Annotated in this window: 12 protein-coding genes; 10 read left to right on the top strand and 2 right to left on the bottom strand. The window is 28.2% G+C overall.

Annotation, left to right across the window (positions count from 1 at the left end):
- The first annotated feature begins 54 nt into the window (after positions 1-54).
- The 6 genes from bilQ (at position 55) to KGF48_RS02500 (ending at position 5,282) form a co-directional block, all read left to right on the top strand.
- On the top strand, positions 55-501 hold the full coding sequence (bilQ, locus tag KGF48_RS02525; protein ID WP_227840453.1) for a bilirubin utilization transcriptional regulator BilQ: 447 nt from the start codon (positions 55-57) through the stop codon (positions 499-501).
- 1 nt (position 502) lies between these two features.
- On the top strand, positions 503-1,597 hold the full coding sequence (gene bilR, locus KGF48_RS02520) for a bilirubin reductase (protein WP_227840452.1): 1,095 nt from the start codon (positions 503-505) through the stop codon (positions 1,595-1,597).
- A gap of 77 nt (positions 1,598-1,674) precedes the next feature.
- Positions 1,675-2,205: a flavodoxin family protein BilS gene (gene bilS, locus KGF48_RS02515; RefSeq protein ID WP_227840451.1), complete on the top strand. Its 531-nt coding sequence runs from the start codon at positions 1,675-1,677 to the stop codon at positions 2,203-2,205.
- A 209-nt stretch (positions 2,206-2,414) separates the two neighbouring features.
- The gene (locus tag KGF48_RS02510) at positions 2,415-2,687 is read left to right on the top strand and encodes a CD3324 family protein (protein ID WP_227840450.1); all 273 of its coding nucleotides are present in this window, start codon (positions 2,415-2,417) and stop codon (positions 2,685-2,687) included.
- A gap of 183 nt (positions 2,688-2,870) precedes the next feature.
- The gene (locus KGF48_RS02505) at positions 2,871-4,430 is read left to right on the top strand and encodes an ABC-F family ATP-binding cassette domain-containing protein (protein ID WP_227840449.1); all 1,560 of its coding nucleotides are present in this window, start codon (positions 2,871-2,873) and stop codon (positions 4,428-4,430) included.
- A 387-nt stretch (positions 4,431-4,817) separates the two neighbouring features.
- Positions 4,818-5,282, top strand: a complete 465-nt coding sequence (locus KGF48_RS02500; protein ID WP_227840448.1) for a DUF1648 domain-containing protein — start codon at positions 4,818-4,820, stop codon at positions 5,280-5,282.
- 268 nt (positions 5,283-5,550) lie between these two features.
- On the opposite strand, the gene KGF48_RS02495 is transcribed toward KGF48_RS02500, so the two are convergent.
- Complete coding sequence (locus tag KGF48_RS02495; protein WP_227840447.1) at positions 5,551-6,912, bottom strand: hypothetical protein; 1,362 nt, start codon at positions 6,910-6,912, stop codon at positions 5,551-5,553.
- Positions 6,913-7,178: 266 nt separating this feature from the next.
- Between KGF48_RS02495 and KGF48_RS02490 the strand changes: the two genes are divergently transcribed.
- The 3 genes from KGF48_RS02490 to KGF48_RS02480 are packed head-to-tail and all read left to right on the top strand — an operon-like array spanning position 7,179 to position 9,524.
- Positions 7,179-8,351, top strand: a complete 1,173-nt coding sequence (locus KGF48_RS02490) for a M20 family metallopeptidase (RefSeq protein WP_227840446.1) — start codon at positions 7,179-7,181, stop codon at positions 8,349-8,351.
- A 14-nt stretch (positions 8,352-8,365) separates the two neighbouring features.
- Positions 8,366-9,013 carry a nucleoside recognition domain-containing protein gene (locus KGF48_RS02485; RefSeq protein ID WP_227840445.1) on the top strand — a complete coding sequence of 216 codons (648 nt, stop codon included), beginning with the start codon at positions 8,366-8,368 and terminating at the stop codon, positions 9,011-9,013.
- Position 9,014: 1 nt separating this feature from the next.
- Complete coding sequence (locus KGF48_RS02480; RefSeq protein WP_227840444.1) at positions 9,015-9,524, top strand: YjiG family protein; 510 nt, start codon at positions 9,015-9,017, stop codon at positions 9,522-9,524.
- A 234-nt stretch (positions 9,525-9,758) separates the two neighbouring features.
- On the opposite strand, the gene KGF48_RS02475 is transcribed toward KGF48_RS02480, so the two are convergent.
- Positions 9,759-10,871, bottom strand: a complete 1,113-nt coding sequence (locus tag KGF48_RS02475; RefSeq protein ID WP_227840443.1) for an alanine racemase — start codon at positions 10,869-10,871, stop codon at positions 9,759-9,761.
- 340 nt (positions 10,872-11,211) lie between these two features.
- Between KGF48_RS02475 and KGF48_RS02470 the strand changes: the two genes are divergently transcribed.
- Positions 11,212-11,748, top strand: coding sequence for a dihydrofolate reductase family protein (locus tag KGF48_RS02470; protein ID WP_227840442.1), 537 nt, complete (start codon positions 11,212-11,214; stop codon positions 11,746-11,748).
- The last annotated feature ends 205 nt before the right edge of the window (positions 11,749-11,953 follow it).

The following is an 11,953-nucleotide window of genomic DNA, read 5'->3' as shown; positions in this document are numbered from 1 at the left end:
TATAGTTGATATAGTCAAATATATTGTATTAGAATTATAGAGGGGAAATTAAAAATGGATTTTAAAAAGTTACAGCATGAGAGTTTGTCGTATATTATTTGTTATCTTCAAAGGAACTTTAAACTTTATTGTGAAAAATGTCTAAAGCCATATAAGCTTACGAATGGTTTATATTTTTATTTAATTTATATCAACAAGAATAGGAATTGTTCTTTGAATGATGTCTCTACAGAATTCGAGGTGGATAAAGCTCATACTACAAGAACTATATCTAGATTAGAACAAGATGGTTACATAGAAAAGATTCAAAATCCTAATGATAGTAGAGCTTTTCAATTGAGAGTAACAGATAAGGGTGAAGAAGTACTAGGAGATATAAAAAACATATTTTCAAAGTGGGATAGTAATATAAAAAAAGAGTTTTTGGATGAAGAATACAAAGACCTAGTAAAAAAATTACATACAGTAAAAGATATAAAGGCAACAGTGGAGGAAGAATAGGATGTATTGCAACTTATTAAAGTCAATTAAAATTGGAAATTTAGAATTAAAAAATAGAGTATCTTTTGCACCTACAAGTATGGGTCTTAATTTGGAAGAACGAATTGACAAGTTTTGTAAAATTGCTAAATCAGGTGTAGCTTTGATTACGATAGGAGATGTATCTGTTAGACCTAGTTTTCATAAAATGGCTCTAAGCTTATCAAATGAAGATGGAATTAGAGAGTACAAAAAAATTGTAGATGCAATACATGATTCAGGGGCGAAAGTTTCAGCACAAATATTTTGTTCAGATTATGACATGAATTTAATCAGAAATACCATGAAATTGGGAATTACTTCACATGATGAAATAAAAAAAATTATGGATGATGGAGTAAATGATTATGTAACAAATATGCCAAAAGAGGAAATAAAAAATATTATAGAGATGTTTAGGGTAACAACATTAAATGCAAAAAAAGCAGGATTTGATATGATTCAAATTCATGGAGATAGACTTATAGGAAGCTTTTCATCCAGTATATACAATAATAGAACTGATGAATATGGTGGAAGCTATGATAATAGAAGTAGATTTGCAAGTGAAATAATTAGTAGTATTCGTAATGACATGAAGGATATTCCAATAGATTATAAGCTTGCAGTTAGACAAGAAAATCCTCATTATGGTAATGCAGGAGTTTTATTTTCTGAAGTAGAGCATTTTGTAAAAAAATTTGAATCACTTGGTGTAAATAGCTTTCATGTAACATTAGCAAATCATTCCAAACTAGAAGACACCATACCAGTCAATAATCATCCTTATTTTAAAGATGAAGGATGCTTTTTGTATTTAGCTGATGAAGTTAAAACACACACAACCCTTCCAGTTTGTGGTGTTGGTAAGCTATCTAGTCCAGACTTCATAGAAAATGTTATATCAAATAACAGAGTAGATATGGTTGCTATGTCGAGACAACTATTGGCAGACAGTGATTGGTTGCAGAAAGTAAGAGAAGGAAGAGTAGATGATATTAAGAAGTGTTGCTACTGCAATAAAAAATGTGCAGATGCATTGCAGACACATTCTCAATTTGGTTGTATATTAGATTAATAAAATCTTATAGTGATTAAAAATTTAATGGTATTAAGAAATTTTAGATAAATACTTAATATATAGGAGGATATATCATGAAAAGTTTAATTTTATATTCAAGTTTAACTGGAAATACTAAAAAAATTGCTCAATCTATATATGATGCAATTCAAGGCGAAAAAGAAATTAAAAATATCAGTGAAGTAATTGATAATAATGTTGACTATGAAAAATATGATATAATATTCTTAGGATATTGGGTGGATAAAGGAATTTGTGATAAAAATTCAAAACTAGTCTTTGAAAATATTCATAACAAAAAGCTAGCTTTATTTGGAACAATGGGAGCAAGTACAAAGGGAAATTATGGAATTAACATCATGGACAAAGTGAAAGATGTCTTTTCAAAGGATAATGAAATAGTTGGGTCATTTATATGCCAAGGAAAGATTGCAGAAGGTTTAAAGGTGAAATATGAAGAAATGATAAAACTTCATCCTGAAAATGAACATATTCGTGAGCAATTAAAAGGTCATGAAGAGTCTCAAAGTCATCCAGATGAGCAAGAGATATCTGAAGCTGTTAGATTTTCAAAAGATATAATAGCTAAAGCTAGTAATATGTAATAGTTTAAATTAGATAGAAAGGGAGTTTGTAATATGAAAGAGAGTAACGATATTATAATTTCAGTTGGCTCTAAGCAAAGACTGCAAAATGCAATTGCAATAAAACTTTGTTTAGAGCCTAATAAATCAAGATAATATTTAGGCTAAATTGTTTTTGTGCAGTCTTTGCTTTTATTTACAATTTAAAATGTAGATGGGAGCAGAGTACTATGAAGTATGAAAAAGCACAAAATATATTGCCAGAAGAGATACTTGAATTAATTCAAGAATATACAGATGGTAGTTATTTATATATACCACGAAAGTCTGAAAATAAAAAAGCTTGGGGTGAAAATAGTGGTTCAAGAAATATCTTGAAAAAAAGAAATAAAGAAATATTTGATAAGTATAATAAAGGTATTTCTGTTAAAGAACTTACAAAGGACTATTATTTAACAGAGCATAGTATAAGACGAATAATAAGAGAAGAAAAAAGTGATTGAAAATAGAATATTAATGTTCTAAAGATAGATTTATATAACAAAAGATTAAGAAGAGGCTTTTTAACAAAGTCTCTTTTTTCGTACAAAATTAATACAGATTTGTTTATGAACTTGAGGTATACTCTATTTAAATGATATGATTTCATTGAGGAATTTCTAAATTTTAAGAAGAGGAATAGAACAATGAGTATTTTAAATGTAAATAATATAAGTTATGGATTTGGGGATAGAACATTATTTAAAGACATATCTTTTAGACTGTTAAGAGGGGAACATGTAGGTCTTGTTGGAAAAAATGGCGAGGGAAAGTCTACATTTATGAATATAATAACAAGTCAACTGATTCCAGATAGTGGTGATATACAATGGAGTAGCAAAGTAAGAGTTGGATATATGGATCAACATACTAAACTAGAAAAAGGTAATACAATAAAAGATATTTTAAGAGAATCTTTTAAGGAACTTTTTGATATGGAAAGTGAAATGGATAGTATATACAGTAAAATGGGAGAAATGAATGAACATGAGATAAATAAGTCTCTTGAAAAAGTTGCAAATATACAAGACTTTTTAAATAACAATGAATTTTATAATATTGATTCAAAGATAGATTCAATTGCCTTAGGTCTTGGGTTTAGACATATTGGACTTGATAGAGATGTTTCAGAATTGAGCGGAGGTCAAAGGACAAAGGTACTATTAGGTAAACTATTGTTAGATGAACCAGATGTATTGCTTTTAGATGAACCTACAAACTATTTGGATGAAGAACATATAGAATGGTTAAGAAAATATCTTCAAAATTATGAAAATGCATTCATATTGATATCACATGATTTGGAGTTTTTGAATAGTGTTGTAAATGTGGTGTGTCATCTTGAAAATATGACATTGACAAGATATATTGGCAATTATGAAAATTTCCAAAAGATGTATGAAGAAAACAAGAGAAATTTAAGAATAGCTCAAGAAAAACAGATTGGAGAAATATCAAAGTTAGAAGAATATATTGCAAAAAATAAAGTTAGAGCATCAACCAGTAAGATGGCAAAATCAAGACAGAAAAAATTAGATAAAATAGAAAGAATAAGTATATCAACAGAAAAAGTAAGACCTCACTTTGACTTTAAAATATCCAAAAAATCTGGGAAGATGATATTTGAAGCTAAGAAATTAGTTATAGGATATGAAACAGCACTAAGTAAACCTATAAATTTAATTATGGAAAGAGGAGAAAAGATAGCTTTAATAGGTGCAAATGGTATAGGAAAATCAACCTTATTAAAAAGCTTGATTGGAATAAATAAACCAATAAGTGGAAGTATTGAAGTAGGAGAAGAACAAAATGTTGGATATTTTGAACAGGAAGTTAAAGAAATAAGTGATAAAAAACTTATTGATGAGGTGTGGTATGAATTTCCAACATACACAAGATATGAAATAAGAAAAATGCTATCAAGATGTGGGTTGACTAATCAACATATAGAAAGTAAGCTTTCTATATTAAGTGGTGGAGAACAAGCTAAAGTAAGGTTATGTAAACTTATAAATAATCCTAGTAATATATTAATACTAGATGAGCCAACAAACCACTTAGATTCTGAAGCAAAGGAAGAACTAAAAAAAGCTTTAATATCATATGAAGGCAGTATAATTTTAGTATGCCATGAGCCAGAATTTTATAATGATATAGTTAATAAAATTTGGGATTGTGAGAAGTGGGCAATTAATTATTTAATATGATAGAAAATCTTATATCACCTGTTATATCTTTTATCAATTTTACTATAAGACAGGCTAATTTGACTTTTGGACTGAGAAAGACATGAAAAGACTAAATTAATAGAAAGGCATGGCATTTATTTGCGATGCTTTTTTTAATAGAATCAAAAAAATGATAAAAATACTTGACTGTAAACCATGTTTATACTGTATTTTATATAATAATCAAGAAGTTTTAGATGCACACAAGGAGGCGATTGTTACAAAGTGTGGTATTATTGATAATGGAATATTGGCGAATCAAATAATGAAATAAAACATTAAAGAAGACTTAGAGTAATAAAAAAGAAAGATATTAGGTAATTCAATAAATCGAAAGGTGGTGTTTAAAAATGACAATTAAGGAAGTTGAAGAAAAAACTGGACTCTGTAAGTTTCTTATATATATGGGGAGGAAATGTTACATGGAGAATTATTACCATTGCTTGTTTGCTAATTGCAATCATAGCATTTCCAAAACTGTCAGCTCAAATTCCTGTGCAATGGAATAATGGTGTAGCCAACAGTGTAGATAAAAAATTTATTTATGCCTATCCAATTATTTGTGTTGTGTTGAGATTTATTTTACGCCCATTTATATGTAGATGGTTACAAATACGAGCTTTCTATAGTGACACTATTGCAGATTATTTGACGAACTTTTTATGTTTTGTAGCTTTATCCGTAGAAGTATTCTCAATATTTTTTGTCTACAATATTGTCAAGAACGTTACAGTTATTCTTTTTATAGATACCTGTGTATTTATTATTTTATTACTAATAGGATGGAATAAAATATACCAAAAAAACAAACAACTCTCAAAAAATGAGTAAGGAATGAACTTACTTTCTATAAAGAATTTTAGGTACGTTCGAGATACATTTTTCATGCTGATGAAGTAAGGCAAAAGCAAAAGCTTACTTTAGCATCATTGGTTTAAATTCTGATAGCGGAATAAAAAAGAATGCCAGAATTGATAAAAACATAGTGTTTATGAGGATTCTGGCATTTTGCATATTCAGATTTAAAAACTTTGCTTATTGAGAATTAGTGGAAAAATGTTATTTTTATTAAAAAAGCTAATAATTTAGACTTCAATCTCTACATATTATCTAAAAAAGATAAGAAATCAACTTTGTATATTTTCTTTGGTCTACCTCTTTGATTATCCAGCTTTGTGTTTACAATAGTTGCAATACCAGCCTTATATAAGATACTTAAGATTCTATTTGCACTCCTAAGAGTTATATTCATATAGTCTGATAATATTTCCGCTGATACATTATTTGAATTTCTATCATTAATCATACTCATAATTTTAGATACATTTACATTAGATAAAGGAATGAAAGAAGCAACTTTATTGGCTATTGAACTTTCTTCAAGGTCATTAGAATTTTTATTTGAATATAAAGGTCCTATTATATTATTAGTGTCATTTACTATAAATGTGCAATTTCCACCTAGAGAAGCTGATTTACTATTTGCCTGACGAGCGTTCTGCTCTGCATGAATATTTGTGTTGCCAATTCCCCAACCAATATTTAAGCTATACTTAATTTCTTTTAAGTCTTCTGAAATAAAAAATTCTGTATAGTCCTTAGTCATATTATTTAGCATTTCTTTAGTAGTATGTATTTCTATTTTCATGTCATTTTTTTTGACTTGAACTCCATAGAATCCATTTGTTGATAAAGAATTTAAGATAGTGTTGTATATTTGATTTTGTATCTCATCATTTTTAAATATTAGGTCATCATTTATATACTCTGAGCTATTTATTGTGACTATACAAGTTGCAGATTTATTTTTATCTAATTTTTTTAATGTTATTTCGTTTATTACAGATTTAAATGTGTTTAAGATTGATTCAGTAGATGGCACCATGTAAATACAGTCATATCCAAGTCTATTTAATTCACAATTAATTATATAATTTCTAGTAATAGAAAGGTTAATCTTATTATCTTTTAATAAATCTAAGTGTATCTCCAATAATTTATCATTTAATTTTTTAAAGTCATATACAGGTTGAGGAATATTGAAATCTTTAATTGTATATGGACAGTTTTTAGAATCTATCAATGAATAGATGTCATAATAGTTATTATCTTCTCTTAAAAAATCCATAAATGATTTTGTAAAATCAATCTCTCTTTTACTATTTAATAGTTTAAATAAGTATTTATAAAAATCTCTTTCATCAAGCTTTAAGAAACTTAATGGGACTTTTATATCCTCTATATTTATTATAATTTCACTATATGGAATTATACCACTACAAACAAATCCATCAAAATTATCTACTTGTTCATTATATATATTTGGCAAATTACTGAAAGGGTTTTCGCCTTTTAGTTCAATGTATGTAATTTCGCAAATATCTTTTAATTCTTCGAGAGCTTGTTTAAAGTTATCTGCCATAAAATAAGATGTTGTTAAAAAGCCAATCTTATATTTCATAAAACCTCCTTTAAAATTTCGAAAGTATTGTAACTAATTATCAATTTATAACCTCATTTTATAATAGTAGATAAAAAGCGTCAATTTATTTTACAAAGTAATAATTAAAAGAAAAATCAGAAAATAAAAAATATACTGAAAAAATGTTGACTGATGAAAATAATTGTGTTATTTTGTAATTAAGGACTAGTCTTTTAAAATTTCCTAAAGTATAAACTTAGCTTTTAGGAAAAAATATATTTTATTCAAAAATAAAGGAGATTATTATGAGTACATATTTAAATGAAATTTCTAAATTTGTTGACGAGAATAGAGAAGAAATAATTTCATTGTGGAAAGAGATTGTTAATATTGAAAGCTATACAAACTGTAAAGAGAGTGTAAATAAAGTAGCTGAGAGATTAAAATGTGAGTTTGAAAAAGAAGGATTAGATTGTGATTTAATAGATGTTGGAAATAATGGCAGTACATTAGTAGGTACACTTGGTTCTAAGAGAAATAAGAAACAAATAATTTTTTCAGGGCATATGGATACTGTCTTTGAAATAGGTACATTTGGAGAAAATCCATTTAAAATAATGGAAGGAAAAGCATATGGTCCAGGTGTGTTAGATATGAAAGGTGGAATAGTAATTTCTTTATACGTTATCAAAGCTTTAAATAAGATAGGATACAAAGATAGACCAATAAAAATAGTCTTTTCAGGAGATGAGGAGATAGGACATAAGGATTCAAACGGAGGAGACATTATATTAAAAGAAGCAAAAGGTGGTCTATGTGCATTTAATATGGAAACTGGTTTGGTAGATAATAGCTTATGTGTAGGTAGAAAAGGAAGAATCGGGTGTAATATACATGTAAAAGGTGTAGAAACACATGCAGGAAATGATTTTGAAGGTGGAAGAAATGCAATAGAAGAAATGGCTAATAAGATATTACAAATACAAAAATTGACTAATCTTGAAGTTGGAACTACAGCAAGTGTAAGTATAATTAAAGGAGGAAGAGTATCAAATTCTATTCCAGAAGATTGTAGTATAGAAGTAGACCTTAGATTTGAAAAAGTAGAAGAAATGGAAAACGTTAAAAAAAGAATTCAAGAAATATGTGAAGATACTTACATAGAAGGAACTTCTACACATGTTGACTTTGTAAGTGAGATGATGCCATTTGAAACTACAGATGATGTTATGAAGTTTCATAAATTTGTAAATACAGTATCAAAAGAAAATGGGTTTGGTGAAATAAATGCTAAGAGACTTGGAGGAAGTTCAGATGCTAGTTATTTAACTATTGCAAACGTTCCTACGATATGTTCTTTTGGAGTAAAGGGAGAATGGAATCATACATCAAGAGAATACGCATTAGTAGATTCTATGTTTGAAAGGGTAAAATTGATTTCTACAATTGTTTTAAATTTAGATAAACTTGATATATAAAAGGGGGATTTTATATGGATACAACAGCTGGAGAGAATAAGGTAACATGGAAAGGATATATGTCTTTATTTGTATTGATAATACTATTTTCTGGTATTTTTAAAGATAGTCAAGGATTTCTAAAAGCTTTAGACTTTGCTAATTTAACTGGCTCATTTGGTACTATATCAGATGGTGTAGACTTTATGGGAAAAGGTGGAACTGGTGCAAAGGATGGTTTTTTATTTGCACTTACTTTAATACCAACTGTGTGTTTTGCTGTAGGGCTTATTGATGTAGTTGAATCTATGGGAGGGATGAAAGCTGCATCAAAAATATTTAATCCATTGCTTAAACCTTTACTTGGGATACCTGGAATAGCTGGTATAGCATTTGTATCTTCATTTACTAGTTCAGATGTAGCTTCAATAATGACAAAAGAATTATGTGAAAATGGAGAAATAACAGATGATGAAAGAACTATATTTGTAGCTTATCAATATGCTGGTTCAGCAGTTATATTAAATACAATAAACACTCAAGCTCCGCTTTTACCAATAGCATTATTGGCATTAGGTCCAATAATACTTATAGAAATATTCTGTAAGGTACTTGGAGCAAATCTAGTTAGACTAATTATAAATATAAAAAATAAAAAGAATAAAAATAAGGAGGCTGCGTAATATGAGTCAACAAAATACTGGAAGCACAATTGTAAATAGTAAACCAAAAAAAACGGCTGTTGAGACATTTATGGGAGGCGCAAAAAAAGGTTTTTACATAGGTATTGAACAAATATTGCCAGCCATGATAATGGGGTATGTAATAGTACAATTTCTACAATTAACGGGTCTAGTTGATATTTTAGGAAATGTTTTTGGTCCAGTAATGGGGATTTTTGGACTACCTGGAGAATCAGTCGTAGTTTTAATATCGGCTTTCTTTGCTAAGGCAGCAGGAGCAGCTACAGCCGCAAATTTATTTGCACAAGGTATAATTACAGCATCACAAGCAACTATCTTGATTATGCCATGTATGCTAATGGGTACTCTAGTTGGTCATTATGCTAGAATAGTCCTTGTAGCTAATACTAGTACTAAGTATAGAATGTTACTATTAGCAGTTCCTATATTTGATGCAGTTGTAGGAATGTTAATAGTTAGAGTCTTACTTACTTTTATGGGAGTAATGTAAAAATTAAATAAAACTAACATAATAATATCGTGATGATGCACTAATTAAAAAAAAGATATGTTAATTAAAAAAGAAGTTTACTAGTATAGTGGTAAACTTCTTTTAGATTTTCTATGTTTTTTAGAGTTTTTATGTTTTTAAACTTTCTATGTTTTGTTTTAATACCTTTAAATCAACAATAAACTAAATATATTTTTTTGTTAATATCAATATAAATTTATTAGGGCTTTATTTTTAAAGTACAATATGTTTTGAATTCTCACGTATATCTACTTCAATGACTTTTTCTATTGTATCTCCTCTAAAGCCTAGTAAATTACTTGTTAAGTTTGCAGTAGAACAAGAGTGGTTAGGTATAATTCTTATTCTATCACCTATTTTTATATCAGTTTCTCCATTCACTTTAATTTTACCAACTTCTTCTGAAAGTGAATCAATAGTAAGTTCTGGATGCTCACAAACTCTACCATATCCAACAATACTACTATTTCCATGTGCACCTTTATCTAATCCAAGACATTTACTTCCGCAATCAACTAAATAATAGCCATTACTATTTTTTGAGATTACAGTACATACAACAGTAAGAGCACACATCTTTTCAGTAGCACACCCTAGACCTATTTGTATAGCATCATAATATACATAGTTTCCAGGTCTTACAGCAGTGATAGTTTTAGAAGCAGCCTCAGTTTCAACTGTTGGAGTGCTTCCAGAAGCTACAATATCTATATTAAAGCCATTATCAGTTAATAATTTAGATGCTTTCTCCATAGTAGAATCTTCTTGAATACAAACATCTGGCACACCTTCTGGAGAACTACAACCATATACTTGACCTGGATGTGAGCTTATTCCAACAATCTTTATACTTTCTAGTTTTGAAATTTCAGTAGCAAGTTCGACTACTTTTTCTGGTTCAACACCAAAACGGTGTAATCCGCAATCTACAATAAGAAGTAGTTTACATTCAATTTTAGCTAGAGAAAAAGCCTTACTGTAAGCTTTTGCACATTCTATATTATCTGTAGCACATATTAAATTTATTTTTGAAGCCATAGTTACTACCCTGTTTATATTTGCATCTCCCATGTAAGGGTAAGCCAACATAATATCTTTAAAGCCAGCATTTATCAAAGCTTCAGCTTCATCAAGAGTTCCAACAAGAAATCCAGCAGCACCTGCATCTTTTTGAAGTTTTGCAATATATGTGCTTTTATGCGTTTTAAGCATAGGCCAGAGCTGTTTGTTGTTCTTTGTACAAATTTGTTGTATTGTATTTATATTTTCTTCTAACTGGTCTAAATCTAGTAAAAAGCTTGGTGTAGCAATTTTTGAAATTTTCATGTTGTTTACCACCTTTCAATAAAAGTAAAATCAATCACAGGTCTTGATTTCATGATATTAATAAATATTATGATAAGATTAGTTCTATAATATAAATATCTTCTAATTATATTATAGAACCAGTATGAATTTAGAGCAATATTTATTTAGATTAATTAGAATTTTCAATATATTTATTATCTGTAAAATTATGTAATTATTAAACCGTAGATATAATAATGTTTTATTTTTGTGGTTTTACTTAAAACTGTTTGAGTTTTATTTAATAGGGTATTTTAAGTGAGTGAAAATTTTATTTTAGCATAAAAAACTTATATTATAAATTTTGGAGGTAATAAATATGAGAAAAGTAGTACTTTATATTGCAATGAGTTTAGATGGTTATATAGCAGAAGAAGATGGTAGAGTAGCTTTTTTAGATGAAGTAGCTTCAGATTCTCAACAAGAAGACTATAATACTTTTTACGATACAATTGGTACAGTTATTATGGGAAATTCAACATATACACAAATAATAAATGAACTAAGCCCAAATGAATGGTTTTATGAAGGGAAAGAATGTTATGTGTATTCAAAGACTACTAGTGGAGTTACTGAAAATGTAAAGTATACAAATTTGGAACCTAAAAAACTAATTGAACAAATTAGAGCAGAAAAAGAAGGAAAAGATATCTGGATAATAGGAGGAAGTGAAATAGTAGAATTATTTATAAAAGATAATCTAATTGATGATTATTTTGTATATGTATTGCCAACAATATTAGGTAGAGGAATTCCATTATTTAAAACTGGAATACAAAGAACAAACTTAAATCTTAAAAAAGTTAGTAATTTAGAACAACTTGTAAAATTAGAATATAGTAAAAAACAAGTATAAAGTATGTGCTGGCTTGTTATCATTTTATAAAATAAAGTATTTAAAAACTTAAATTATATATGAATTGACATTACTTGTCAAATATGGTAACATATAAGCGACTTATCGGAGGGTGTATTAAAAAGAATATGCTGGAGAAGAGAGTGCACTAACTCTTTTCTCCTTTTTTTATAAAAGCAAGTATTACTGCATAATAATTACACTG

This window comes from Clostridioides sp. ZZV15-6388 (genome assembly GCF_020657755.1).
Taxonomy (GTDB): Bacteria; Bacillota; Clostridia; order Peptostreptococcales; family Peptostreptococcaceae; genus Clostridioides.
The sequence above is the reverse complement of the archived record's forward strand: the minus strand, read 5'-3'. Positions and strand labels throughout refer to the sequence as shown.